Annotated in this window: 26 protein-coding genes; 5 read left to right on the top strand and 21 right to left on the bottom strand. The window is 64.0% G+C overall.

What is annotated here, in order from left to right; all coding sequences use genetic code 11:
• Positions 1 to 232: 232 nt before the first annotated feature.
• A complete protein-coding gene (locus MESAU_RS05335) occupies positions 233 to 658 on the bottom strand; it encodes a hypothetical protein (protein ID WP_015315035.1) in 426 nt (141 codons plus the stop codon).
• Between the two features lie 240 nt (positions 659 to 898).
• On the opposite strand from MESAU_RS05335, the gene MESAU_RS05330 reads away from it, so the two are divergent.
• On the top strand, positions 899 to 1,306 hold the full coding sequence (locus MESAU_RS05330) for a hypothetical protein (RefSeq protein WP_015315034.1): 408 nt from the start codon (positions 899 to 901) through the stop codon (positions 1,304 to 1,306).
• On the opposite strand, the gene MESAU_RS05325 is transcribed toward MESAU_RS05330, so the two are convergent.
• A complete protein-coding gene (locus tag MESAU_RS05325; protein ID WP_015315033.1) occupies positions 1,290 to 2,507 on the bottom strand; it encodes a GGDEF domain-containing protein in 1,218 nt (405 codons plus the stop codon). The two genes, MESAU_RS05330 and MESAU_RS05325, sit on opposite strands and share 17 nt — an antisense overlap.
• Before the next feature lie 74 nt (positions 2,508 to 2,581).
• Positions 2,582 to 3,778 (bottom strand): GGDEF domain-containing protein, encoded by a 1,197-nt coding sequence (locus MESAU_RS05320; protein ID WP_015315032.1) that lies wholly within the window; start codon positions 3,776 to 3,778, stop codon positions 2,582 to 2,584.
• Positions 3,779 to 3,927: 149 nt separating this feature from the next.
• Between MESAU_RS05320 and MESAU_RS05315 the strand changes: the two genes are divergently transcribed.
• On the top strand, positions 3,928 to 4,245 hold the full coding sequence (locus tag MESAU_RS05315) for a hypothetical protein (RefSeq protein WP_015315031.1): 318 nt from the start codon (positions 3,928 to 3,930) through the stop codon (positions 4,243 to 4,245).
• Positions 4,246 to 4,284: 39 nt separating this feature from the next.
• On the opposite strand, the gene leuC is transcribed toward MESAU_RS05315, so the two are convergent.
• From leuC to rplS, 7 genes are all read right to left on the bottom strand, one after another.
• Complete coding sequence (gene leuC, locus MESAU_RS05310) at positions 4,285 to 5,694, bottom strand: 3-isopropylmalate dehydratase large subunit (protein ID WP_015315030.1); 1,410 nt, start codon at positions 5,692 to 5,694, stop codon at positions 4,285 to 4,287.
• Between the two features lie 255 nt (positions 5,695 to 5,949).
• Complete coding sequence (locus MESAU_RS05305) at positions 5,950 to 6,585, bottom strand: class I SAM-dependent DNA methyltransferase (protein ID WP_041163636.1); 636 nt, start codon at positions 6,583 to 6,585, stop codon at positions 5,950 to 5,952.
• 54 nt (positions 6,586 to 6,639) lie between these two features.
• Positions 6,640 to 7,449, bottom strand: a complete 810-nt coding sequence (locus tag MESAU_RS05300; RefSeq protein ID WP_015315027.1) for an amino acid ABC transporter permease — start codon at positions 7,447 to 7,449, stop codon at positions 6,640 to 6,642.
• 87 nt (positions 7,450 to 7,536) lie between these two features.
• Entirely contained in the window at positions 7,537 to 8,334 is a 798-nt protein-coding gene (locus MESAU_RS05295) for a transporter substrate-binding domain-containing protein (protein ID WP_015315026.1), read from the bottom strand.
• 170 nt (positions 8,335 to 8,504) lie between these two features.
• A complete protein-coding gene (locus MESAU_RS05290) occupies positions 8,505 to 9,005 on the bottom strand; it encodes a MarR family winged helix-turn-helix transcriptional regulator (protein ID WP_015315025.1) in 501 nt (166 codons plus the stop codon).
• A complete protein-coding gene (locus MESAU_RS05285) occupies positions 9,002 to 9,415 on the bottom strand; it encodes an organic hydroperoxide resistance protein (protein WP_015315024.1) in 414 nt (137 codons plus the stop codon). The genes MESAU_RS05290 and MESAU_RS05285 overlap by 4 nt, the downstream gene beginning before the upstream one ends.
• A gap of 158 nt (positions 9,416 to 9,573) precedes the next feature.
• Positions 9,574 to 10,125, bottom strand: a complete 552-nt coding sequence (rplS, locus tag MESAU_RS05280; RefSeq protein WP_013892267.1) for a 50S ribosomal protein L19 — start codon at positions 10,123 to 10,125, stop codon at positions 9,574 to 9,576.
• A gap of 338 nt (positions 10,126 to 10,463) precedes the next feature.
• On the opposite strand from rplS, the gene MESAU_RS05275 reads away from it, so the two are divergent.
• Positions 10,464 to 11,216, top strand: coding sequence for a sulfite exporter TauE/SafE family protein (locus tag MESAU_RS05275; RefSeq protein ID WP_015315023.1), 753 nt, complete (start codon positions 10,464 to 10,466; stop codon positions 11,214 to 11,216).
• On the opposite strand, the gene trmD is transcribed toward MESAU_RS05275, so the two are convergent.
• Together trmD and rimM are read right to left on the bottom strand one after the other, a co-directional pair.
• The gene (gene trmD, locus MESAU_RS05270; RefSeq protein ID WP_015315022.1) at positions 11,198 to 11,896 is read right to left on the bottom strand and encodes a tRNA (guanosine(37)-N1)-methyltransferase TrmD; all 699 of its coding nucleotides are present in this window, start codon (positions 11,894 to 11,896) and stop codon (positions 11,198 to 11,200) included. The two genes, MESAU_RS05275 and trmD, sit on opposite strands and share 19 nt — an antisense overlap.
• Positions 11,893 to 12,492, bottom strand: coding sequence for a ribosome maturation factor RimM (gene rimM / locus MESAU_RS05265; RefSeq protein WP_015315021.1), 600 nt, complete (start codon positions 12,490 to 12,492; stop codon positions 11,893 to 11,895). Before rimM ends, trmD begins: the two co-directional genes overlap by 4 nt.
• Before the next feature lie 115 nt (positions 12,493 to 12,607).
• On the opposite strand from rimM, the gene MESAU_RS05260 reads away from it, so the two are divergent.
• Entirely contained in the window at positions 12,608 to 13,546 is a 939-nt protein-coding gene (locus MESAU_RS05260) for a tyrosine recombinase XerC (protein WP_015315020.1), read from the top strand.
• A gap of 349 nt (positions 13,547 to 13,895) precedes the next feature.
• Positions 13,896 to 14,963, top strand: coding sequence for a TraB/GumN family protein (locus tag MESAU_RS05255; protein WP_015315019.1), 1,068 nt, complete (start codon positions 13,896 to 13,898; stop codon positions 14,961 to 14,963).
• Between the two features lie 676 nt (positions 14,964 to 15,639).
• Here MESAU_RS05255 and lpdA read toward each other — a convergent pair.
• From lpdA to sucC, 9 genes are all read right to left on the bottom strand, one after another.
• Positions 15,640 to 17,046 (bottom strand): dihydrolipoyl dehydrogenase, encoded by a 1,407-nt coding sequence (gene lpdA / locus MESAU_RS05250; RefSeq protein WP_015315018.1) that lies wholly within the window; start codon positions 17,044 to 17,046, stop codon positions 15,640 to 15,642.
• 24 nt (positions 17,047 to 17,070) lie between these two features.
• Positions 17,071 to 17,826: an SDR family oxidoreductase gene (locus MESAU_RS05245; RefSeq protein WP_015315017.1), complete on the bottom strand. Its 756-nt coding sequence runs from the start codon at positions 17,824 to 17,826 to the stop codon at positions 17,071 to 17,073.
• On the bottom strand, positions 17,823 to 18,290 hold the full coding sequence (locus MESAU_RS05240) for a hypothetical protein (RefSeq protein WP_174361982.1): 468 nt from the start codon (positions 18,288 to 18,290) through the stop codon (positions 17,823 to 17,825). Before MESAU_RS05240 ends, MESAU_RS05245 begins: the two co-directional genes overlap by 4 nt.
• Before the next feature lie 78 nt (positions 18,291 to 18,368).
• On the bottom strand, positions 18,369 to 19,646 hold the full coding sequence (gene odhB, locus MESAU_RS05235) for a 2-oxoglutarate dehydrogenase complex dihydrolipoyllysine-residue succinyltransferase (RefSeq protein WP_015315015.1): 1,278 nt from the start codon (positions 19,644 to 19,646) through the stop codon (positions 18,369 to 18,371).
• A 32-nt stretch (positions 19,647 to 19,678) separates the two neighbouring features.
• Complete coding sequence (locus MESAU_RS05230) at positions 19,679 to 22,663, bottom strand: 2-oxoglutarate dehydrogenase E1 component (RefSeq protein WP_015315014.1); 2,985 nt, start codon at positions 22,661 to 22,663, stop codon at positions 19,679 to 19,681.
• Between the two features lie 144 nt (positions 22,664 to 22,807).
• Positions 22,808 to 23,710 carry a succinate--CoA ligase subunit alpha gene (sucD, locus tag MESAU_RS05225; RefSeq protein ID WP_015315013.1) on the bottom strand — a complete coding sequence of 301 codons (903 nt, stop codon included), beginning with the start codon at positions 23,708 to 23,710 and terminating at the stop codon, positions 22,808 to 22,810.
• Positions 23,711 to 23,721: 11 nt separating this feature from the next.
• A complete protein-coding gene (locus MESAU_RS05220; protein WP_015315012.1) occupies positions 23,722 to 24,219 on the bottom strand; it encodes a DUF1579 family protein in 498 nt (165 codons plus the stop codon).
• Positions 24,220 to 24,222: 3 nt separating this feature from the next.
• Entirely contained in the window at positions 24,223 to 24,594 is a 372-nt protein-coding gene (locus MESAU_RS05215) for a cupin domain-containing protein (RefSeq protein WP_015315011.1), read from the bottom strand.
• Positions 24,595 to 24,598: 4 nt separating this feature from the next.
• Complete coding sequence (gene sucC, locus MESAU_RS05210) at positions 24,599 to 25,792, bottom strand: ADP-forming succinate--CoA ligase subunit beta (protein WP_015315010.1); 1,194 nt, start codon at positions 25,790 to 25,792, stop codon at positions 24,599 to 24,601.
• Positions 25,793 to 25,828 lie beyond the last annotated feature (36 nt).

The following is a 25,828-nucleotide window of genomic DNA, read 5'->3' as shown; positions in this document are numbered from 1 at the left end:
GCCTCAGGTGGAAATGCGGCAATGCCGCTTCCGGTTGCGACTTCGGACAGCCGGTTTCTAATGCTCTTTTTGCACCGCGTCAAAGCCAGAAAACCGTTCCGAAAACGTAATTTAGTCTGACTAAAAGCCCGGATACGGCTTCAATCGATTAGCGGGCGAACAGCCGAAGCCGGCTCGATATCGCTGCAGTGCAGCATGTCTCGCCAGGGGCGCGGCCGTGTCGAGATTTGGCTCACCGGGTGCAGGTCTGCGGCGTCGAGCCCTTCTTCATCACCAGCGCCTCGCGTCCGTCGATCACGATTGCGTCATGCGTGACCCCCTGGTAGCGGCTGCTCTGGTTTGCCGGTGACGCCGCGAACTCCTCGGTGGCGCCTTCCTGGCCGACCACGCGCAGCGACGTGCCGAGATTCTGAATGGTGATCATGCCGCCATTGCCGCATCTGTAGGTGGCCGTGCCTGTGGTGAGGCGTGGGGCGGTGAGGTCGGTGGTGATCTTGGTCGCCGGTCGCGCGGACTGTTGCTGGACGGGAGCAGCAGGCGCCACCACGGGTGTCGCTGTGTTGGCGGCCTTGGGCGCGCCGTCCTCCGGCACACAGGCGCCGGCCGCGAGAAGCAGCGGAATAGCGAACGACATCCGAAGCGTTCGGTCAAACATCATGTGCTGCCCCCTCATGGCCGGGCACGCTAGCCACGCGGCGCGCCAAGATCAAGTTCACCCCGGATTAGACCGGCCATGTCGATCCTTGGGGACATCGGCGGCGACCGCGAAATTAACCATGTTCATTAAGAAACGGCCGTCGGGCCGCTCCTCCCCTTAACAAAGGTTAAGAAAGGGTTAATTTCCGATTCGGACCAGATCGGGGCGCGATCTCTCTCGCGCCGACAAAGGGAGAGCGACATGCGTTCTAGATCAGTGCGGGCTAAATCAGTGCTCGCCAAATCAGTGCTCGCCAAATCAGTGCGGACAAGCCTCGCGGCCCTCACGCTGGCAGCGCTTGCCGTCACGGTGGCCGCGCCGGCCGAAGCCGGCTTGCGCCATCATGACCGCGTCTACGCCGATTCGTTCGGCAATCTCGTCATCGACAGCGCAGCCGGCTACAAGCGCATCATCGTCGGCGAAGGCAAGCTGGCCAGGCAATTGTCCGACTACACCAGCGCCGGCCAGCCCAAGGTGATCTACCAGAACGAATCCGACGATATATCGGGTGAAGGCGACTGCTATCGCCCGCCGGTGTTCGTCAAGGGCCGCTCCTATATGTACGGCCTGTCCGACGGCGAAATGCCGGAGCTTAGCCCCTGCCGTTGATGCGGGCCTGGCCGATTTTGAACACGGCCAGCCCATCGGCTGGCCCGGTGGAGACACGCACGCAGTCGCGCCCGGCATTCTTTGCCAGGTAGAGCGCTTCATCCGCGCGCCGCATCAGGTCGGAAAACCCCTCGCTCACGTGGAGCTCGGCAATGCCGAAGCTCGACGTGCAGCGGCTGTCGGCCGGCAACCCGCTGATGGGCAATGCGCCGAACGCGTGGCGGGTGCCTTCCGCGAACAGCCGGGCGGCTGCAAGGTTGGCGCCTGTCAGGATAACGGCGAACTCCTCGCCGCCGATGCGGCCAACCACGTGATGGTCCTCGGCCGCTTCTCGCAGCAGGCCGGCAAAGGCCTCGATCACCCGGTCGCCGGACGCATGGCCGAAGCTGTCGTTGACGGACTTGAAATGATCGAGATCGGCAATGACCATCGCCACCGGCACGCCCAGGCGCGTGGCGTCGTGTACGGCCAGCTCCGCATGACGCGTGAAGCCGCCACGGTTGAGCAGGCCCGACAGCGTGTCCACCTCCGACTTCGACGTCACTTCGGCAAGCACATCGCGAACGAGAATGCCCAGCGTCAACAGCGCCAGTGCCAGGGCAAAGACAGTGCCCAGCGATTGCGACACCAGCGCGTAGCTGCTTTGCAGATAGGCCTGCGGATTGGCGCCCCAGCCGCCGAGCGCATGCGCGATGAACGGCTTTGAGGCAAACTGCAAGCCGCTGGCCGCCAGCACCGCCATCAGGATCAGATCGAGGCGACCGCGGCTTTGCCTAGACGCCCAGACGATGCCAAGGCCAACGAACTGCATGGCGGCGTAGGGAAGCTGGTAGGCCATGATGCGGGTGAGCGACTGGCGCGGCAGATCCTGCACGAAATAGACCGCGATGGTGGTTGCGGCCAGGAAGAACAGCATCGGCGTCCATGGCGGCGCCACGCCATATTTGCGGGCAAGTCCGCCGTTGAAGGCAATGGTGGCGCCGAGGAAAACGGCAAAGGCGGTAACCACAGGAAGCCGTGCATCGTTGAAGGCCGGAATGCTGAATTCGATCGCCGAATAGACCACGCCCAGGACATAAGCTGACGCCATCCAGCGCGCCGGCGCGCGGCCGGCATCATGGAACGAGACAGCCATGAAGGATGCCGCCAGCAGGCCGGCAACCGCCAGATTGATCAACAGGATGAAGTTGGCGCCGCTCATCTATCCTCAAACCCCTCCGACAGCTAAACACCGACGGGCGAAAAAGACGTTAACGCGAAGCGCGGACGCGGCGGTCAGCTGGCCCTGAGCGGCTCAGGCACGAACACCGTCTCCGGTCGCTCGTAGGAGAGGCGCACGCTGTCGCGACCGTTTTTCTTGGCCTTGTAAAGCGCCTCGTCGGCCCGTCGCATCAACGGTTCCAGCGTCTCCTCGCCGCTGCGGGCCGCCACGCCGAAGCTGGCGGTGACCTTGGTGCCGGCGGGAAGCCCGTCGACGCCGCCGGCCGAATAGAGTGTGCGCACCGCCTCGGCGAACAGCCGCGCCGCGGCGAGATCGGTCAGCGGCAAAAGCACGGCGAATTCCTCGCCGCCGATACGCCCCGCGGCACCTCGTGCTCCCGTGGCCGAGCGCAGCTTCCCGGCGAAATCCGCGATCACGCGGTCGCCGGCGGCATGCCCGTGCATATCGTTGAGCGCCTTGAAATGGTCGAGGTCGGCCAGCACCAGCGCCACCGGGAATTTGGCCATGGCGCAACGCTGCAGCAGCGTGGCGGCGCGCTCCTCGAACCCTCGGCGGTTGAGCAGCCCCGAAAGCGGATCGGTGTGGGTTTCCGTCTTCAGCGCCTTCATCACGTCGAGCGCGGCGGCGGTGAAGAGGCAAAGCGCGATCAGCAGCGACAGCAGCGCGTGCGACAGCAGCGCCGTCGTCCAGTAGGACGAGCCGTAGAAGCCGTCATAGCCGGCGAAGGGCCCGTGCGCGATGACGACCACCAGGGTGCGCACGAAGAAATTGACGCTGGACAGCAGCGACAGCACGAACAGGATCTTTTCTGTCGGGCCGTTGTTGCGCACCGGGCGCAGTTCGGCGGCGACGAGCAGGCTGACGCCTCCGAAACCGAAATTCATCGACAGGATGCGCCAGGTGAGATCCGGGGTGACGAACAGAAACCACGCGAATGCCGCAAGGCCGCCGCCCGCCAGCACGGCGATCCCCACACCGGGCACCTTCCGGCCGTAGCGGGCGATGATGGCGCCGGACAGGCAGCAGGCGGCGATGGTGAAGCAGATGTTCGACACCAGCTTGGTCAGCGTCACGCCGATGGGCAAGGTGAAATACTGGAACAGGAAGCCGGGCGCCGAGACGCAGTAGCTGAGCGCCAGCACCGCCAGATAGGGGCGATGGCGCTGATGGAACCACAGCATGAGGAAGGCCGCGCCGAGCGCCAGCGCGATCGTCGGATTGAGCAACGCTATGAACAGGCCGGTGTCCAAAGGACCGTGACTTCCCCTCTGCTGACGTCACGGAAGACCTTAGAGGGCAAGCCCAAACAAGCCGTTAAGCCTGGGCTGTCGGCGCCGTATGTTTGCGGGAACCCGGTGCTGTCGGAAGCGTTCCTGAATTCACAATCCAGGAGCAGGCCATGGCCGACACGATCACATTGACCGACCACGATGCAATCCGTTCATGGGCTGCCGGGCGTGCCGGCTTTCCCGCGATCGTCGACATATCGCCAGAGGCTGGGACGCAGCCCATGCTAAGGCTGGTGTTCGGCCAGCACGCCTATCAGGACCAGGACCAGCCGGAACGGCCCGTCAACGCCGGCGGCTATGAGCTTGTCGAATGGGACGAGTGGTTCAAGCTCTTCGACGAGGAGCAGCTGGCGCTCGTGGTCGCGGCGGACGAACCTGGGCGCCGCGAGGAATTCCACGAACTCATCCGGCGCGACAGGAAGGCTTGACCCGAGCCCCGCAAAGGCTCGGGTCAACTCCCGCGTGGTTTATTTCCAGTCGCGAATGTCGACGAAGTGGCCGGCAATCGCCGCCGCCGCCGCCATGGCCGGCGACACCAGGTGGGTGCGGCCCTTGAAGCCCTGGCGGCCTTCGAAATTGCGGTTCGAGGTCGAGGCGCAGCGCTCATGCGGCTTCAGCCGGTCGTCGTTCATGGCCAGGCACATCGAACAGCCCGGCTCGCGCCAGTCGAACCCGGCGGCGCGGAAGATCTTGTCCAGCCCCTCGGCTTCGGCCTGCTCCTTGACCAGGCCGGAGCCCGGCACGATCATGGCATCGACATGCGGGCTGACTGTCTTGCCCTCGACCACCTTGGCAACGGCGCGCAGATCCTCGATACGGCCGTTGGTGCAGGAGCCGATGAAGACGCGGTCGAGCGTGATGTCGGTGATCTTCGTCCCCGGCGTCAGGCCCATATAGTCGAGCGCGCGCAGCTTGGAGGTGCGCTTGTTCTCGTCGGTGATGTCTTCCGGGTTCGGCACGATGCCCTGCACGGAGACGACATCCTCGGGCGAGGAGCCCCAGGAGACGATCGGCGGCAGCTTGGCCGCGTCGAGCACGATCACCTTGTCGAAATGCGCGCCTTCGTCGGTCCGCAGCGTCTTCCAGTATTCGAGTGCCGCGTCCCAGGCAGCGCCCTTCGGCGCGCGCGGCTTGTCCTTGACATAGGCGAAGGTGGTCTCGTCGGCCGCGATCAGGCCGGCGCGCGCGCCGCCCTCGATCGACATGTTGCAGATCGTCATGCGGCCTTCCATCGACAGCGCACGGATCGCCTCGCCGGCATATTCGATGACATAGCCGGTGCCGCCGGCGGTGCCGATCTCGCCGATGATGGCAAGGATGATGTCCTTGGCGGTGACCCCTTCCGGCAGCTGGCCGTCGACGCGCACCAGCATGTTCTTGGCCTTGCGCTGGATCAGCGTTTGCGTCGCCAGCACATGCTCGACTTCGGAGGTGCCTATGCCGTGCGCCAGCGCGCCGAAAGCACCATGGGTGGAGGTGTGGCTGTCGCCGCAGACGATGGTCATGCCGGGCAAGGTAAAGCCCTGCTCGGGGCCGATGATGTGAACGATGCCCTGGCGGATATCGTTCTCGGAATAATATTCGACGCCGAAATCCCTGGCGTTCCTGGCCAGCGCTTCGACCTGGATGCGGCTTTCCTCGTTCTTGATGCCGAACTTGCGCTCGGGCGAGGTCGAGACGTTGTGGTCGACCACGGCCAGCGTCTTTTCCGGGTGACGGACTTTCCGGCCGCTCATGCGCAGGCCTTCGAAGGCCTGCGGGCTGGTCACCTCATGGACGAGGTGGCGGTCGATGTAGAGCAGGCAGGTGCCGTCGTCCTGGCGGTCGACGACATGGTCGTCGAAAATCTTGTCGTAGAGGGTGCGCGGTGCGCTCATGTGCGTAAATCCGTCGATATGAGAATGGGAAAGAGCTGATGCCGCAAGCCCGCGGCCGGCCGGCAGGGATCAGGGAAGTCGGCTGGTCAGGGCGCCGGACACGCGCGCGGAAAAGCGCGACGGCAGGCGTTTTCTGTCCTGCAGCACGAACCCCTTGTAGGCCGGATCGCTGAAAAGCTTTTCCATGGCGGGCTAGATAGCAATGTTTTGGCTTTTCGGCAATTGCGGCGTGTCCCCAGCACTTCTTCCCTCGGCTTACATCACCTCGAACACAAAAGTCTTCACCAGCGCGTCGGGCTCAGCGATGGCGTAACAGCGAAACCACGGGCTTGCCTCAACCGCCCGCCATTTCGCTGCCTGTTCCAACTCATCGAACACAGCCTGAAAACCGCCACTCTCAAACACCTGGTCGCGCACCGTGAAGATGGCGTGGCCGCCCTTTTTCGTGATCCGCACCAGTTCGTGCAGGCCGGCGGCCGGCGCGTGGCTGATGGTGAACACACCGGTGGAGAAGAAGGCGCGGAAATGCCCGTCCGGCCATGGCAGCGGGCCGCCCAGCATTGCCTGCTTCAGCTCGCTGTAGGCGTTGCGGCTGCCGGCGATCTTGAGCATGTCGTCCGATAGGTCGAGTCCGGCAATGTCGCTGTAGCCGAGCGCCTTCAGCGACGGTCCCGACAGGCCCGTGCCGCAGCCGGCGTCGAGCAGCGGCCCTTCTCCCACAGGCACGTGGCGGGTCACCCAGGCGGTGATCAGGAACGGCAGGAGATACCCGAGCGAGGCGGTTTCGTCATCATAGGTCGCGGCCCATGCGGCATAGGCCCGCGCCAGCGTTTCGGGCGTATCGGCCGTATAGACCGAATCCAGCGCCGCATTGGCCTTGTCGATGTTCACGGGCAGCTCCTCCTCCGGCAAGCAGCCGAGCGTAACGCTGTCCCGGCCCAAAAACTATTCCTCGTGCTGGCGGCGCAAACGCCGCTCCAGCGCCCTGAGCGCCAGCGACAGGCCGACGGTGAGGATGAGATAGATATAGGCTGTTATCGAATAGGTCTCGAAGAAGCGGAACGAGCCGGCGGCATACACTTTGCCCATCTGCGTGATGTCGGCGACGCCGAGCACCGAGACCAGCGAGGAATCCTTGACCAGGGCGACGAAATCATTGCCGAGCGGCGGCAGGATGGTGCGGATCGCCTGTGGGAACACGACCAGCCGGAAGCGCTGCGCACGGCTCAGCCCCAAAGCCTTCGCTGCCTCGATCTGTCCTTTCTCGACCGACTGGATGCCGGCGCGAAAAACCTCGGAGATGAAGGCCGAATAGCCGATGGTCAGCGCCATGATGGCACGCCACAGCAACGACACGTCACGCACCAGCAATTCGCCGAGGACGCCGGCATTCTGCAATGGCGCGGTCAGCCCGTTCCAGGCCGCGACGAAGGCCGGCGCGCCGGCAAAGGCTATCCAGAACAGCAGCACCAGGATCGGCACGCCGCGAATGATCTCGACATAGAAGCGCGCGATCTGCCGCAGCCAGGCCGAACCCGACAGTCCCATCAAAGCGATGCCGAGGCCGATCACCGACGCCAGGACAAAGGCGATCACGGTGACGAAGATGGTGATGCCGATGCCCTTGGCGACAGTGGCGAAGACCTGCGCATAGAGATCGCTGGCGGCGATGGCGAGGGCGGCCGCCAGCGCAAGGACACCGGCAACGGCGAGCCACCAGGGGAAGTCGGGTTTGGAAATGGTGGGGGCTGCCATTAGCAGAGGTCGGCGACGCAAGAACTGCGAGAGGGACGCGCCAACGCAAATCCCTGCCCATCAGACCACGCCCTCAACAAGATTGGCTCACTGCCCCATCTTGTAATCAAGGAACCACTTCTTGTTCAGCGCATCGAAGGTGCCATCCGCCTTCAGCGCTGCGATCGCGGCGTTGACCGGCTTCACGAGGTCGGAGCCCTTGGGGAAGATGAAGCCGAAATCCTCGGTGCCGAGCGGGCCGCCGATCAGCTTCAGCTTGCCCTCCGAAGCATCGACATAACCCTTGCCGGCGGTGCCGTCGGTCAGCACGACATCGACGTCGCCGGACTTCAGTGCCTGGACGGTGGCGCCAAACGTCTCGAACAGTTTGATGCGCGGGTTCTGCTCATTGCCGTCGAGCACACTGTAGACGGCGGTGTAGAAAGGCGTGGTGCCGGCCTGTGCGCCGATCAGTCCGTCCTTGAAGGCGCCGAAGGTCTTGGCGTCGGTGAAGCGGCTTTCATCGCCGCGCACCAGCATGAACTGTTCCGAGCGCATATAGGGGTCGGAGAAATCCACCTTCTGCTTGCGGTCGTCCTTGATGGTGATGCCGGTCATGCCGATGTTGTACTGGTTGTCGGAAACCGCCTGGATCATCGCATCCCAGGAGGTGTTCTGGTACTCGACCTTGAAATTGAGCCGCTTGGCGATCTCGTTCATCGCGTCATATTCCCAGCCGATCTGTTTTCCCGTCTTGGCGTCGATGAACTGCAGCGGCGGATAGGCGTTTTCAGTCACCACCACCACTTGTCTGCCGCCGAGATCGGGCAGCGCCTGCGCGAAGGCGGCAACGGGCGCCAGGACCAGGGCCAACAGGCCGGCCAGCAGCAATTTCGATTTGGTCATGACACACTCCCCGAAATGATTGGCCGCGCGATGCTTGCGCGGCAGAGAAATCCGGCGCCGACTTTAGCTTTCCGCAAGCGCCTTGCAAGACGGGTCCACCGCGACCTTGCGCGTTAACGTGGATTCCAGTGCGTCCGGGAGGCGGTTTTTGAGGACAGTCCTTGCCTCGATCAATCTTGCTCGGTCGCGGCTTCGCGCAATCCCGCGACAAGGCGGGTGAGCGTGCCGTGAAGGGTTTTGAGCTCAGCCCGCTCCAGCGGCATGCCGCAATCGAGCGCCGCCTGCACATCCTTCATGTTCGCGCGCAGCGCCTGGCCCTTGGCCGTCGGCTCGACCAGCACCCGGCGCTCGTCGTCGGCATCGCGCCGGCGGGTGACGAGGCCGCCCGCTTCCATTCGCTTGAGCAGCGGGGTCAGCGTCGCTGAATCCAGGCCGAGCGCTTCGCCAAGGTCGCCCACCGTGCTCGGCGCGCGTTCCCACAGCGCCAGCATCACCAGATATTGCGGATAGGTCAGGCCGAGCGGATCGAGCAACGGTCGGTAAAGCTTGGTCATCAATCCGCTCGCCGAATAGAGCGCGAAACAGAGCTGTTGATCGAGCCGTGGCACCGGGTGCGCCCGGGCGGCCTCCGCCGGGGCTTCTCTGGCTTTCGTTTCGACTTTTGTCGTCATGCCACCTTTACCGAAAGCGCCACCTCGACATTGCCCCTGATGGCATTCGAATAGGGGCAAATCTGATGCGCCGCCGATACAAGCGCTTCAGCCGCCGCCTGATCAAGGCCTTTCGTCTCCGCTGCCAACGCGACGCCGAGCTTGAAGCCTTCGCCATTGGGGAGCAGGCTGACGGTGGCCGCTACCGCTGCATCCTCGAGCGGCAGCTTCTGCTTGCGCGCCACGAAGCGGATCGCGCTTTCGAAGCAGGCGGCATAGCCGATGGCGAAAAGCTGTTCGGGATTGGTCGCGCCACCTGGTCCGCCGAGCTCCTTGGGCATTGCCAGATCGACCTTGAGCAGGCCATCGCTGGTTTCGCCATGGCCGGCGCGACCGCCCGTCACGTGGGCCTGCGTGATGTAGAGTGCCATCTTCCATTCTCCAATTAGATTGTGCACGATTAGTTAGTACACAAAACGATTGGACGTCAATTGCCGATCCCGATCTCCGAGGCTGAACCCGTTCACAGTTCGGTGAAACGAAAAAAAGGCGGCCGAAGCCGCCTTTTTCAAATTCCTTCGTCAAACTCTTATTCGGCCGGGGTCGCTTCGGCGGCAGCCTTGGCTGCTGCTTCAGCCTCGGCGGCTGCCTTCTTCTCGGCGGCTTCCTTGGCGGCCGTCTCGGCGGCCAGCGCCTGGGCGGCTGCGACCTTCTCGGCCTCGATGCGCGCCTTCTCGGCGTTCAGCGCGTCGCGCTCCTCATCATTGAGCTTGCGGGCGCGCACGCCGGTGTTTTCCGAAATACGGGCCGACTTGCCGCGACGATCGCGCAGGTAATAGAGCTTGGCGCGACGCACCTTGCCGCGGCGCACGATCTCGACGCCTTCGACCATCGGCGAGTAGACGGGGAACACGCGCTCGACGCCTTCGCCGTAGGAGATCTTGCGGACGGTGAAATTTTCCTGGAAGCCGGAACCGGCGCGGGCGATGACGACGCCCTCATAAGCCTGGACGCGGGTGCGGGTGCCTTCGGTCACGCGGACCTGGACGCGCACGGTGTCGCCGGGCTGGAATTCGGGAAGCTTGCGCTTGGCTTCGATCTTGGCGGCCTGTTCGGCCTCGAGCTGACGGATGAGATCCATCTAAAAATCCACTTCTTGTTCTTCCGACAGTCAGAGCGCCCTACGCTCGCCTTGCAGTTCCATTGACCGCTCGGCTATGTCCTTTGTCTCCAAGACATTTGTCTCCCAGACATCGGGCAGGGGCGACTACACCGTCATTGTTGACGGGTCCGGCAGATTTGTTCTTGCCGGTACGGGCGGGCACATACAGCTATTTCGGCGCTTTGTCACGCCTTGCCCATGCATTTTTTGCCGGCATGGCTCCCGGCATGGCACCATCTTAATCCTGCCGTGCCGGGTTGCGTCTGTCCACCAAGCTTCCTAAGCCAGAATAGCACACTTCTTCACGGCGGCCATCCATGTCTGTTTTCGACGCCATCCTGCTCTTCCTGGCGGGCTTTCTGTCAGGCGCCGCCAACGCGGTTGCCGGCGGCGGCACCTTCATCACCTTCGGCGCCATGACACTGGTCGGCGTCCCCCCGATCGTGGCCAACGCCACCTCCTCGGTGACGCAGTTCCCCGGCTACATCACCTCGACCCTCGCTTACTGGGCCGACATCAGGCACTTCTGGCGCGGCGCGCTGCTGCTCTGCCTGATCTCGGCCGTCGGCGCGCTAGCCGGCGCCCTGATCCTGCTGGCGCTCGACAATCCGTCCTTTCGCGTCCTGGTGCCGTGGCTGCTTTTGGGCGCGACGGCACTGTTTGCCGCCGGGCCCTGGCTGAAGCCGGCGCCGAAACCCGGACACGAAGCGGCTGTCGGCTCACTCGCCGGCTCCCTGGCGCAATTCGTCACCGCCATCTATGGCGGCTTCTTCGGCGCCGGCATGGGCGTGATGATGCTGGCCACCCTCGGCCTGACTCAAGCCGGCGACTACCACCGCCTGAACGCGCTGAAGAACATGCTGGCCGTGGTCATCGCGGCTGTCGCCATCGTCGTCTTCGTCTCGGGCGGCGTCGTCGCCTGGCCGGAGGCGATCGTCATGATCCCAGGCGGGGCGCTCGGCGGCTATGCCGGTGTCTGGATCGCCAAGCGCGTACCGCAGAACGTGGTGCGCGGCTTCGTCATCGCCGTCGGCCTGTTTCTGGCTTTTTACTATTTCGGCAAAGGCTGATCGCCGAACAGATCGGGTCGCCGCTCTTTCGTCAGCGTCTCCGACTGCGCGCGGCGCCAGGCGGCGATCTTCTTGTGATTGCCGGAGATCAGCACTTCGGGAATCTCCCGGCCCTCGAATTCCTGCGGTCGCGTGTAGTGCGGATGTTCGAGCAGGCCGTTTTCGAAACTCTCTTCTTCCCCGGAGACCGCATTGCCCATCACCCCGGGCAACAGCCGCACCACGGCGTCGAGCAGCACTAGGGCCGCCGGCTCGCCGCCGGACAGGATGAAATCGCCGATCGAGACTTCCTCTAGTCCCCGTGCATCGATCACCCGCTGGTCGACGCCTTCGAAGCGGCCGCACACGATGACGGCACCCGGCCCGGCGGCGAGCTCCCGCACGCGCGTCTGCGTCAGCGGTCTTCCGCGAGGGCTCATCAGCAGCCTTGGACGCTCATCGCCCGGCGGCGAAGCATGGTCGATTGCCTTCGCCAGGACATCGGCACGCATCACCATGCCGGCGCCGCCGCCGGCCGGCGTGTCGTCGACGGTGCGATGCCGGTCGGTGGCGAAGTCGCGTATCTGTATCGCCTCCAGAGACCATGTCCCCGCCTCCAGTGCCCGCCCGGCCAGCGACAGGCCAAGCGCGCCCGGAAACATCTCGGGATAGAGCGTCAGCACCGACGCGGCAAAACTCACCGGTTGCCTCCGGCGTCGCGCGGTCCGCGCGGCCGGCCCTTCGGGTCGAAATCCTCCTCGCGCGGCGCGTCCGCGTCCTCGTCCTCGACCAGTCCAGCCGCCACCGGATCGACGCGGACAAAGCCCTCGGCGATCGACACGGCAGGCACGGCGGCTTGCGTGAACGGGATCAGCACGCCCTTGCGCCCGGCGAGCGTCACATCGAGGATGTCGCCGCCCCCGAAATTGTGCACCGCGACGACCTTGCCGATGGCGGCGCCGGTATCATCCCGGATTTCCAGCCCGATCAGGTCGGCATGGTAGAATTCGTCCTCCTCGCCATCATCGGGCAGCATCGAACGGTCGACGAACAGCTCCGTGCCGGCGAGCGCCTCGGCCGCATTGCGGTCGCTGACGCCCTTGAAGCGCACCACGACAACGGTGTTGGCGGGCCTTATGTCGGTTATCTGGAAGGCTCGTCCATCCCTGGCGTAGAGCGGCCCATAATCCGCCAGCGCCATTGGCTCGCCGGTGAAGGTTTTCACCCTGAGTTCGCCCTTGATGCCGTGCGCGGCGCCGATTACGGCCATCTGGACGGGGTTCTGCGGCTTGCTCATGGGCGAAAATCCTTTGTCCCTGCTCTAGCGCCGCCTCGCCGTCATTTCAACAACGGGCTCTTCACCGCTTCCTAACCCGGCTGCCGGAAAATGACGGCGAACCGGAACAGACCCGATGCAGGAATTCCTCATACCGGCAAAGGCCGATCTCCAGGCCGCGCGCGAAAGCTGGCTGAAGATGCTCGCGCGTGAACGTCGCCTGTCACCCGAGACAGTGGAAGCCTATGAGCGCGATTCACGCCAGTTCCTGCATTTCCTCACCGGCCATATCGGCGGACCACCCGGCATTTCCGATATCGCCGATCTGCGCCCGGCCGACCTGCGCGGCTTCCTCGCCGCCCGCCGCAATGCCGGCGCCGGCGCACGCACGCTTGGCCGTGGCCTGGCCGGCATCCGCTCGCTGCTGCGGTTCCTCGAGTGGCGCGGCCTCGCCAATGCGGCGGGTGCCGCGGCCTTGCGCGCGCCGCGACAACCCAAATCCCTGCCCAAACCTTTGACGGCGAGCGATGCCAAACATGTCGTATCGGTGGAAGGCCAACTGGCGGAAGAACCCTGGATCGCCGCCCGCAACGCCGCCGTGCTGACGCTGCTTTACGGCTCGGGCCTGCGCATTTCGGAAGCGCTTGGCCTCAATGCCGCTGATCTGGCGTCGGAAGCCGACACCGTGCTGCGCGTCACCGGCAAGGGCGGCAAGACACGGCTGGTACCGGTGTTGCCGGTGGCGCTCAGGGCGATCGCCGAATACCGCCGGCTCTGCCCCTATCACCTCGATCCGAAGGGTCTGCTGTTTCGCGGCGCGCGCGGTGGCCCGCTCAACCCGGCCATTATCCAGCGTGACATGGCGAAGCTGCGTTCGGCGCTGAACCTGCCGGACACGGCGACTCCACATGCCTTGCGCCATTCCTTCGCCACCCATCTGCTCGGCCGAGGCGGCGATCTGCGCACCATCCAGGAACTCCTGGGCCACGCCAGCCTGTCGACGACGCAGATTTACACCGGCGTCGACACCGCAAGGCTGCTGGAAATCTACGAATCGGCCCATCCCAGGGCATGAACGTCGGTAAAGCCATGCAGTATCGGTGGCCCATTATAAACATTCGCGATTGGCCGAAGCCTTCCCAACTTCGTCATCCTAGGGCGAAGCAGGAGCGAAGCTCCGTCGCGGAGACCCTGGGATCCATGCCGTGACATCAGCCGTGGAATGCAGCGGAGCTGAATTCTGCACCGTGGGCGGTGCTCTGAAGTCGCGGCATGGATCCCTTGGGCTGCGGAGCAGCTCCAGGGGTCTGCGCCGCGTCGTTATGCTCCTTGCTCCGCCCGTGGATGACGAAGAATGGGCGGTTAGGATAATTTCATAACCCCGATTAACGGTTTTGCCGCTTTTCAGTCCTAGGAATGGGACCATGAAACGTGTCATTGCCATCGCCGACCGTGCGGCTTCCGTCTCGCTGAAACTGCTTGTCGCGCTCAACGTGCTGTTTTTCCTATCCTTCCTTGCTGTCCTGCTGTTCGCCGCCGGCAGGGCGCACGCGGAAATCCCGACCTGTACCGGCGCCGACATGCTGTCGGCCTTGCAGAAGAACAACCCCGCCACCTACGGCAAAATCGAGGCCGAGGCGGCTGCCACGCTGAACGGCAAGGGACTGCTGTGGAAGCTGGAAAAACCGGGCGAACAGCCATCCTACCTGTTCGGCACCATGCACATGACCGATCCGCGCGTCACCACGCTGCCGGCCTATGCGCAGAAGGCCTTCGATGCTGCCGGCACCCTCATCATCGAGACCACCGACGTGCTCGACAAGCAGAAGATGATGGCGGCGATGCTGAAGGAGCCGGACCTGATGATGTTCACCGACTCCACGACGCTTTCGTCACTGCTGTCGCCGGACGAAGCGGCGGCCATGAACGCCGCGCTCGATGCGCGCGGCATCCCGCCGGCGACGGTCGCAAAAATGAAGCCGTGGATGCTGTCGGCCATGATGGCGCTTCCGGCTTGCGAACTCGCCCGCCAGTCCGGCGGCGCGCCGGTGCTCGACGTCAAGCTGGCCGAGAGCGCCAAGGCGGCCGGCAAGCCGGTGGAAGGGTTGGAAACGGCCGAGAGCCAGCTGCGCGCCATGGCCTCGCTGCCGCTCGCCTTTCACATGAAAGGTCTGGTCGACACGCTGAAGCTGGGCGACAAGGTCAACGATATCAACGAAACCATGATCGTGCTTTACCAGCGTGGCGACACCGGGATGTTCTGGCCGCTGTTCCGCGCCGCCATGCCCGAGGAGCAGGACGACCCCGCGGGCTACGCCGCCTTCGAGGAAACCATGATCACCAGCCGCAACAAGGTAATGGTCGATCATGCCGGGCCGATCCTGGCCAAGGGCAACGCCTTCATGGCGGTCGGCGCGCTGCACCTTCCCGGTCCAGAGGGACTGGTCGAGGATTTCCGCAAAGCCGGCTATACTGTCACCGCCGTCAATTGAGTCGGATGGCAGCGGAGGCACGCAAACGCCGCGTTTACGGCGTTTTCCTCCGCTAGCGTGAAACCCATTCAACGGTTGCGCGTTGATGGATGTTGATTGACCTTTTTCATTTTCCCGGAGGACACATTTATGGCGAACACACCAAACCCAAACGATCCGTACAATTCGACCACCAATGCCCCTCGGCCGAGCGGCGGTGGCGGCAGCCCCTGGCTGATTGCACTGGTCGTCGTTATCCTGGCGATTGTCGCGTATTATGTTTTCGGAAGAAGTGGTGGCGAGCACCCGGCACCCGCCGAGCCGCCAGCGGCCAGCACACCGGCTCCGGCGCCCGCACCGGCTGAACCGATGAAGCCCGCCGAACCGGCCAAGCCAGCCGAACCTGCTCCTGCGCCCGCCCCGGCTCCTGCACCAGCACCAGCGCCAGCGCCCGCACCAGCGCCCGCCCCGGCACCAGCGCCGGCCCAGTAAGGGGCTCGATATCAAGACGAACGGCCTGCTGAAAGGCGGGCCGTTTTGTTTTGGGTGATGACCGTTGGGGGCCTTGGCGCCAAGCCAATCCGCCCGTTCGTCATCCTCGGGCTTGACCCGAGGATCCATGCCGCGACCTCGGCCGGTCTACGCCGCGTCGCTTCGCTCCTTGCTCCGCCATAGGACGACGAAGCGTTGGGCACCCTTAGATGTGGATCGGCTTGAAGAAGGTGGCCAGCGCCGCTTCCTTCACCGCTTCCGACATCGTCGGATGGGCGTGGCAGGTGCGGGCCAGATCTTCCGACGAGCCGCCGAACTCCATCAGTACCGCCGCCTCATGGATCATCTCGCCGGCGCCGAAGCCGACGATATGGACGCCGAGCACGCGGTCGCTCTGCTTGTCGGCCAGGATCTTCACGAAACCGTCGGTATGCAGCATGGCGCGCGCGCGGCCGTTGGCCGTGAAGGGGAATTTGCCGACCTTGTAGTCGATGCCGGCCTTCTTCAGCTCTTCCTCGGTCCTGCCGACCGAGGCGATCTCCGGACTGGTGTAGACGACGCTCGGAATGACGTCATAGTTCACATGGCCGGCCTGGCCGGCGATGGTCTCGGCCACCGCCACGCCCTCGTCCTCGGCCTTGTGCGCCAGCATCGGACCGGCGATGACGTCGCCGATGGCGTAGATCCCGGGAACATTGGTCCTGAGATGCCCGTCGGTCTTGACCCGGCCGCGCTCGTCGACCTCGACGCCGGCTTCCTTCAGCCCGAGGCTGTCCGAAAAGGCGCGGCGTCCCGTCGAGATCAGCACGGCATCGGCCTCAATGGTTTCGGCAGCACCCCCCTTGACCGGCTCGAAGGTAACGGTCGCGCCCTTCTTGGCCGTGGCGACGCCGGTCACCTTGGCGCCGAGCTTGAATTCGAAGCCCTGCTTGGAGAGCAGCCGCTGGAACTGTTTCGACACCTCGCCGTCCATGCCGCCCAAAATGGTGTCGAGGAACTCGACCACAGTGACCTTGGCGCCAAGCCGTGCCCAGACCGAGCCGAGTTCGAGGCCGATGACACCGCCGCCCACCACCACCAAATGGCCAGGCGCCTTCTCCAGCGACAGCGCGCCGGTCGAGGACACGATGATCTTTTCGTCGAAGTCGACCTTGACGCCGGGAATGCCGGCGACGTCGGACCCGGTGGCGATGACGATGTTCTTGGTCTCGATCTCGTCGACCTTGCCATCCTCGCCGGTCACCGAGACCTTGCCTGCGGCAACCACCTTGCCGGTGCCGCGGAAGGCATCGATCTTGTTCTTCTTGAACAGGAAGGCGACGCCATTGACGTTGGACGACACCGTCGCGTCCTTGTGCGCCATCATTTTCTTCAGGTTCAGCCTGGGTGCCGGAATTTCGACGCCGAGCGTGTCGAAGGAATGGCCGGCCTCGGCGAACATTTCCGAGGCATAAAGCAGCGCCTTGGACGGGATGCAGCCGATGTTGAGGCAGGTGCCGCCGAAGGTCGCGTTCTTCTCGACCACCGCGACCTTCAGCCCAAGCTGTGCCGCCTTGATGGCGCAGACATAGCCGCCGGGTCCCGAGCCGATGATAACCACGTCATAAGCCATGTTTGTTTCCCTTTTGCTTGGGGTTCAGCGGCCGCCGCTGACATTCAGGATCGCGCCCGTCGTATAGGACGCGGCATCGGATAAAAGATAGAGGACCGCACCGGCGACTTCATCCGCCGTGCCCGCCCTTTTCATCGGCAGCAGATCGCGGAACCGTTCTATCCGGTCCGGCTGGCCTCCGGAGGCGTGGATGTCGGTGTCGATGATGCCCGGCCGCACCGCATTGACACGGATGCCTTCCAGCGCCACCTCGCGGGCAAGCCCGATGGTGAAGGTGTCGATGGCGCCCTTGGAGGCGGCATAGTCGACATATTCGCCCGGCGAGCCCAGCGTCGCCGCCGCCGACGAGATGTTGACGATCGCACCGCCCGACCCGCCATGCCGCGTCGACATGCGCTTCACCGCCTCGCGGGCGCACAGGAACGAGCCGACGACATTGATGCGCATCATGCGTTCCAGCCGCGCGACATCCATCTCGTCGACGCGCGCCTTGACGTCGACGATGCCGGCATTGTTGACGAAGGCGTCGAGCCGGCCAAAGGCGCGGTCGACGGCGCCGAACATGGCCACGATATCGGTTTCCTTGCCGACATCGCCCCTGACGGCAACGGCTTCGCCGCCGCCGTCCTTGATTTCGGCGACCAGCGCATCGGCGGCGGCCTTGTTGGAGGCGTAATTGACCGCGACGCGATAGCCCGCCTCCAACCCCAGCCGGCAGATGGCGGCGCCGATGCCGCGGCTGCCGCCGGTGACCAGCAGCACTTTTTGCGCCGCGCTCATTCCTGGCATCCTTTCATCGCGAACACATCCGACGGCACTTTCGAAAATCCTCCGCCGCCATACGCTCGGGATTGCCTAAGCACCGGCCCGAGATCGGGCAGGATCAGCGTTTTCGGCGCCTCGACGGCCTCGGCCGGCAAAAGCCCGACAGTGCCCTTGTCGTCGGACGTATAGATGACGCCGTTCCACAGCGTGCAGGCGGCGAGCTCCTCGCCGGTCACGTCGCCTTCCGGGCACTTATACATTAGCGCGCCGTTCGGCCGCGCAACATCCGCGGTCCACATGACGATGCCGTTCAGCACCACATTGTTGTCGAGGATCAGCCGGAACGTATTGGTGACAACAGCCGATGTGCCGGTCGGGGTAAAATCGATCTCGCTGCCGCTCTGGCTATCCCCATAGACGGCGAGTTCGATCGGGCAGGCGGCTTGGGCGGCTGCGGTAGCCATCACGATACCGATCATCAGCACAACCGGTTTGGTGGCTCCAAGCAAACGCGCCATCATTGGCCGCTCTTTGCCGCAAGCCGCCATCCGACCGCCTCACAGATCGAGCACCAGCCGTTCCGGATCCTCCAGGCTTTCCTTGACCCGCACCAGGAAGGTAACGGCTTCCTTGCCGTCGACGATGCGGTGATCGTAGCTGAGCGCCAGATACATCATCGGCCGGATCACGATCTGGCCGCCGACCACGACCGGCCGGTCCTGGATCTTGTGCATGCCCAGAATGCCCGACTGCGGCGCATTGAGGATCGGCGTCGACATCAGCGACCCGTAGACGCCACCATTGGAGATGGTGAAGGTGCCGCCCTGCATGTCGGCGACCGACAGCTTGCCGTCGCGCGCGGCGATGCCCAGCCGGCCGATGTCCTTCTCGATCTCGGCGATCGACATCTGGTCGGCATCGCGCACGACCGGAACCACGAGGCCCTTTTCGGTGCCGACCGCGACACCGATATGGGCATAGTTCTTGAAGATGATGTCGGTGCCGTCGATCTCGGCATTGACCGAGGGGATTTCCTTCAGCGCGTGGGTGACCGCCTTGGTGAAGAAGCCCATGAAGCCGAGCTTCACGCCGTGCTTCTTCTCGAAAACGTCCTTGTACTTCGTCCTGAGCGCCATCACCGCCGACATGTCGACTTCGTTGAAGGTGGTCAGCATGGCGGCGGTCGACTGCGCCTCCTTCAGGCGGCGCGCGATGGTCTGGCGCAGCTTGGTCATGCGCACGCGCTCCTCGCGCGATGCATCATCACCCGACGACGGCGCCCGAACCGCGATCGGTGCCGGCGCTGCCTTTGGCGTCTCGGCCGGCTGCGACGGCGCACCCTTGGAGATGGCATCCAGCACGTCGCCCTTCAGCACTTGGCCGCGCTTGCCCGAGCCGGAGAGCTGGTCGACCGACAGATTGTTCTCGGCGATCAATTTTGCCGCCGCCGGCGCCGGCGGCATGGTGCGCGGCTCGACCGGTCCGGCATCGCCGGCAACCTTGGCGGTCTCGGCCGCGGCCTGCTTGGTGGTGGATGCCGCGTCGGGGCTGGACGCCTGCGCGACCGCTTGCGGCTTGGTCGCGGGAGCAGCCGCGCCACCGGCCGAAATCGACCCGAGCAGGGCGCCGACGCCGACCGTCTCGCCTTCCCCAACCGTGATTTCACCGAGCGTCCCGGCGGCGGCGGCGGGCACCTCTATCGTCACCTTGTCGGTTTCGAGCTCGACCAGCGGTTCGTCGGCGGCAATGGCATCGCCGACCTTCTTGAACCATTTGCCGACGGTCGCTTCGGTGACGGATTCGCCGAGTGTGGGAACGCGGATTTCGGTAGCCATTGTGCCTGTCCGTTCTTTCGGTTCTGTTCTGCTTATTCGCCGAGCGCGTCTTCGAGCAAGGCGGCGAGCTGGGCGAGATGCTTCGACATCAGCCCGGTCGCCGGCGACGCGGCCGCCGGACGGCCGGTGTAGCGCACCCGCTGATGCTTGGCGTCGATATGCGCCAGCACCCATTCCAGATACGGATCGATGAACGACCAGGCACCCATGTTCTTGGGCTCCTCCTGGCACCACACCATCTCGGCGTTGCGGAAGCGTGACAGCTCGGTGATCAGCGCCTTGGCCGGGAACGGATAGAGCTGTTCGACGCGCAGCAAGTAGATGTCGTTGATGCCGCGCTTCTCGCGCTCCTCATAGAGGTCGTAATAGACCTTGCCCGAGCACAGCACGACGCGGCGGATCTTGGAATCCTTGGTCAGCTTGATCGCCTGGTTGGGCAACAGCTGGGCGTCGTCCCACAGCAGCCGGTGAAACGAGCTTTCGCCCGAGATTTCCGGCAGCGTCGACACCGCCCGCTTGTGGCGCAGCAGCGACTTCGGCGTCATCAGGATCAGCGGCTTGCGGAAGTCGCGCTTCAGCTGCCGGCGCAAGATGTGGAAGTAGTTGGCCGGCGTCGTGCAGTTGGCGACTTGCATATTGTCTTCGGCGCAAAGCTGCAGGAAGCGCTCCAGCCGGGCGGAAGAATGTTCCGGGCCCTGGCCTTCATAGCCATGCGGCAGCAGGCAGACGAGGCCCGACATTCTGAGCCACTTGCGTTCGCCCGACGAGATGAACTGGTCGAACACCACCTGGGCGCCGTTGGCGAAGTCGCCGAACTGCGCCTCCCACAGCGTCAGCGCCTTCGGCTCGGCCAGGCTGTAGCCATATTCGAAGCCCAGCACCGCTTCTTCCGACAGCATCGAGTTGATGACTTCGTAACCGGCCTGCGCCGCCGACAGATTGTTGAGCGGGATGTAGCGGGTCTCGTCGCGCTGGTCGTAAAGCACGGAATGGCGCTGCGAGAAGGTGCCGCGCTCGGAATCCTGTCCGGACAGCCGGATCGGATTGCCGTCGAGCAGGATCGCGCCGAAGGCCAGCGCCTCGGCGGTCGACCAGTCGATGCCTTCGCCGGACTCGATCGCCTGGCGCCGGTTTTCGAGGAAGCGGATGATCGTCTTGTGCGCTTCGAAGCCCTTCGGCACCTCGGTCAGCTTCTTGCCGATTTCCTTCAGCGTCTTGACCGGTACCGCTGTCTTGCCGCGCCTTGTCTCGTCCTGGTTGTCGGCCGTGCGCAGGCCTGACCAGGCGCCGTCGAGCCAGTCGGCCTTGTTGGGCTTGTAGTGCTGGCCGACTTCCCATTCGGCTTCCAGATGCGCGCGCCAGTCGGCCTTCATCTGATCGAGCTCGGCCTGGGTGATGTGCCCTTCGGCGATCAGGCGATCGCCATAGATCTGCACCGTCGTCTTGTGGGCGCGAATGTTGCTGTACATGAGCGGCTGCGTGAAGGCCGGTTCGTCGCCCTCATTGTGGCCGAAGCGGCGGTAGCAGAACATGTCCACGACCACCGGCTTGTGGAACTTCATGCGGAATTCGATCGCCACCTTGGTGGCGTGCACCACAGCCTCCGGATCGTCGCCATTGACGTGAAAGATCGGTGCCTCGATCATCTTGGCGACATCGGACGGATAGGGCGATGAGCGCGAGAAGCGCGGATTGGTGGTGAAGCCGATCTGGTTGTTGATGATGAAGTGCAGCGTGCCGGCGACGCGGTGGCCACGCAGGCCCGATAGGCCGAGGATCTCGGCGATCACGCCCTGGCCGGCGAAGGCGGCGTCGCCATGCAGCAAGAGCGGCAGCACCTTGGCCCGCTCTTCCAGCGGCACGATCTCCTCGCGGCCGCGGCCGAACAGGGAATCCTGCTTGGCGCGCGCCTTGCCCATCACCACGGGATCGACGATCTCCAGATGCGAAGGGTTCGCCGTCAGCGAAAGGTGAACCTTGTTGCCGTCGAACTCGCGGTCCGAAGAGGCACCGAGATGGTACTTCACGTCGCCCGAGCCCTCGACCTCGTCGGGGGCCGCCGAGCCGCCCTTGAATTCGTGGAAGATGGCGCGGTGCGGCTTGGCCATCACCTGGGAAAGCACATTGAGGCGGCCGCGATGGGCCATGCCGAGCACGATCTCCTTCATGCCGAGCTGGCCGCCGCGCTTGACGATCTGCTCCAGCGCCGGGATCAGCGATTCACCGCCGTCGAGACCGAAGCGCTTGGTGCCCTTGTACTTGACGTCGATGAACTGCTCGAAGCCTTCCGCCTCGACCAGCTTCTGCAGGATCGCCTTCTTGCCGGTGGCGGTGAACGAGATCTCCTTGTCGGCGCCCTCGATGCGCGCCTGGATCCAGGCCTTTTCCTCGGGATCGGAAATATGCATGAACTCGACGCCGAGCGTCGAACAATAGGTGCGGGTGAGGATCTCCAGCATCTGCCGGATGCTGCCGAATTCGAGCCCCAGCACATTGTCGAGGAAGATCGGCCGGTCGTAGTCGGCTTCGGTGAAGCCGTAATTTTCCGGCGACAGTTCGTTGTAATCCTCGAGCGTGTTGATGCCGAGCGGATCGAGATTGGCGTGCAGATGGCCGCGCATGCGGAAGGCGCGGATCATCATGATGGCGCGCACCGAATCGCGTGTCGCCTGGTGCACATCGGCGTCAGACAGCACGACACCGTTGGTGACGGCCTTGTCCTTGACCTTCTTTTCCAGGTGCTTTTCGACGATGCCCCAATTGCCGTCCAGCGCCGACACCAGCTCGCCATTGGCCTGCAGCGGCCAGGAAGGTTTCGCCCATGAAGCGCCCTTGGCGTTCCTGCGCACATCGCTGGCATCGTCCTTCAGCCCGGCGAAGAACTCCTGCCACTCGGGATTGACCGAGCCGGGATCGTCCTCATACGCCGCGTAGAGCGCGTCGATGTAATCGGCATTGCCGCCATAGAGGAAAGAGGTGAGCGAAAATTGGTCGTTGGCCTGATCTTGTCTTGCCATGTCGTTTCAGCGGAGCCTGGCTCCGTCTCCTTTCGAGGGAATAGTGAGTAGCCGGTAGTGAGTGGAAAATGGAATTTTCCGCTCAGCTGCTACTCACCCGTTCTTCCCTTCTTCACTACTGACTACCTGCTACTCACTACTGGCTTAACCCTTGATCGCCTCGACCAGCGTCGTGCCCAGCCGCGCTGGCGACGGCGAAACTTTTATCCCGGCCGATTCCATCGCCGCGATCTTGTCTTCCGCGCCGCCCTTGCCGCCGGAGATGACCGCGCCCGCATGGCCCATGGTGCGTCCGGCCGGCGCCGTGCGCCCGGCGATGAAGCCGGCCATCGGCTTCTTGCGACCACGCTTGGCTTCGTCCTTGAGAAACTGCGCGGCGTCTTCCTCGGCCGAACCGCCGATCTCGCCGATCATGATGATCGACTTGGTCTCATCATCGGCCAGGAACATCTCGAGCATGTCGATGAACTCGGTGCCCTTGACGGGGTCGCCGCCGATGCCGACGGCAGTGGTCTGGCCGAGGCCGACATTGGTGGTCTGGAACACAGCCTCATAGGTAAGTGTTCCCGAGCGCGAAACAACGCCGACCGAGCCCTTGCGGAAGATGTTCCCGGGCATGATGCCGATCTTGCATTCGTCGGGGGTAAGCACGCCCGGGCAGTTCGGTCCGATCAGCCGCGAGGCCGAGCGATCGAGCCGCGCCTTGACCTTGATCATGTCCATCACCGGAATGCCTTCCGTGATGCAGACGATCAGCGGGATCTCCGCCTCGATCGCCTCGATGACGGCTTCCGCGGCGCCCGCCGGCGGCACGTAGATGACGGAGGCGTTGGCGCCTGTCTTTTCCTTGCCTTCGGCGACAGTGGCGAAGATCGGCAGGCTCTCGCCTTTCGAGCCTGTCCAGGTCTCGCCGCCCTTCTTGGGATGGATGCCGCCGACCATCTTTGTCCCGTGATAGGCCAGCGCCTGCTCGGTATGGAACGTACCGGTCTTGCCGGTCAGGCCCTGCACCAGCACCTTGGTATTCTTGTCGACGAGAATGGACATGGCCGCCCTTTTTAAAAACCGTTGATCGAGGAAGGCGAGACGCGCCGGTAGACGCCGCTCACCATGTCTTGCCAGCCATCGCTGCCGGCAGGTTTGAAATGCAATCGCATGCGGTAGGTGTCGGCATCGTCGAAAACATACGTCACCCTCGCAAAGCCGCGCGGCGACGATCGCTCCAGTACCAATTCGCTGCCGTTCCATGTGCCCGTGGCGGGCGAGGACGGCACAAAGCCCATCGAATCGAACTGGTGCATGGTGACGACGCTGTTCTGCTGGTCGAAGCCGAATACATTGTGCGCGCCGAAGGAGACCGTGCCATCGCGGCGCTGCTTATAGCGCTGCACCACGAACAGACCGCCGAACTGCGCTTCCGCTGTCACTTCGCTCGTCGCCATGCCGCCATCGGCCCACTGCGTATCCGCGACCTCCTCCTCGCCGCGCCAAGCACCGACCAAAGCCTGCAGGAGCTGGTGATCGGCCGAGAGCGAAGAGAAGGGCGAGGCGTTCATCGGTCAGAGCCGCTTCAGATCGGCGACCGTCAGATCGCTCTTGGCATTGCCGGTGTTGAGTGTCGTCGCCGGTTCGAACATCAGCACCACCGGCTCTGATGTCAGCGAACGCGGCCGATGCTCGACGCCGCGCGGTACGACGATGAAGTCGCCCTCGCCGAGCTCGATCGGCCCGTCGCGAAAATCAATGGCGATCCTGCCGCGCAGCACGAGGAAGGCTTCGTCTTCATTGTCATGCGCATGCCAGTCGAAGACCTCGCCGAACTTGGCGACCTTGGCCTGGCTGTCATTCACGTCGCCGGCGATATGCGGATCGAAGACCTCAGTGATGGTCCGATCCGCCGCCTCGACCAGGTTTATCTTGCGTGGAGGCACCGGCTCAGCCCTTCACCGCCGCCACGATCTTCTTGGCCGCGTCGTCGAGATCGTCGGCCGAGACGACGTTCAGGCCGCTGTCGTTGATGATCTTCTTGCCAAGCTCGGCATTGGTGCCTTCCAGGCGCACGACCAGCGGCACCTTGAGCCCGACTTCCTTGACCGCGGCAATCACACCCTCGGCGATGATGTCGCACTTCATGATGCCGCCGAAGATATTGATCAGGATGCCCTTGACCGCCGGATCCCTGGTGATGATCTTGAACGCGGCCGTCACCTTCTCCTTGGAAGCGCCGCCGCCGACATCGAGGAAGTTGGCGGGTTCGGCGCCGTAGAGCTTGATGATGTCCATCGTCGCCATGGCAAGGCCGGCGCCGTTGACCATGCAGCCGATATTGCCATCGAGCGCGACATAGGCGAGGTCGTATTTCGACGCCTCGATCTCCTTCTCGTCCTCTTCTGACGTGTCGCGCAGTTCGAGCACATCTGGGTGGCGAAACAGCGCGTTGTTGTCGAACGACACCTTCGCGTCGAGCACGCGCAGATGCCCATCCTTCATGACGATCAGCGGGTTGACCTCGAGCAGACTCATGTCCTTCTCGACGAAGGCCTTGTAGAGGATCGGGAACAGCGTGCCGCCGTCCCTGGCCGCGTCGCCGTCGAGCTTCAGCGCATCGTTGAGCGCCTTGACGTCCTCAGCCGTAACGCCCTTTTCCGGATCGATGGCGACGGTGATGATCTTTTCCGGCGTGTCGTGCGCGACGCCCTCGATGTCCATGCCGCCCTCGGTCGAGACGACAAAGGCGATGCGGCCGACCGAGCGGTCGACCAGGATGGAGAGATAGAGCTCGCGCTCGATGTCGGCGCCGTCCTCGATATAGAGGCGGTTGACCTGCTTGCCGGCCGGGCCGGTCTGCTTGGTCACCAGCGTATGGCCGAGCATCTCGTTGGCGTTGGCGACCACCTCGGCGACGGACTTCGCCAGCCGCACACCGCCCTTGGCGTCGGCGCCGAGTTCCTTGAATTTGCCTTTGCCGCGGCCGCCGGCATGGATCTGGCTCTTCACCACATAGAGTGGGCCGGGCAGCGCCTGTGCAGCGGCTTCCGCCTCGCTTGCCTTGAAAACCGGCACGCCTTCGGCCACCGGCGCGCCAAAGCTCTTCAGCAGCGCCTTGCCTTGATATTCATGGATGTTCATCGGGAACTATCTCCAGGTCGTTTTGCCGGGGTGACG

The organism is Mesorhizobium australicum WSM2073 (assembly GCF_000230995.2).
GTDB classification, from domain to species: Bacteria; Pseudomonadota; Alphaproteobacteria; order Rhizobiales; family Rhizobiaceae; genus Mesorhizobium; species Mesorhizobium australicum.
The sequence above is the reverse complement of the archived record's forward strand: the minus strand, read 5'-3'. Positions and strand labels throughout refer to the sequence as shown.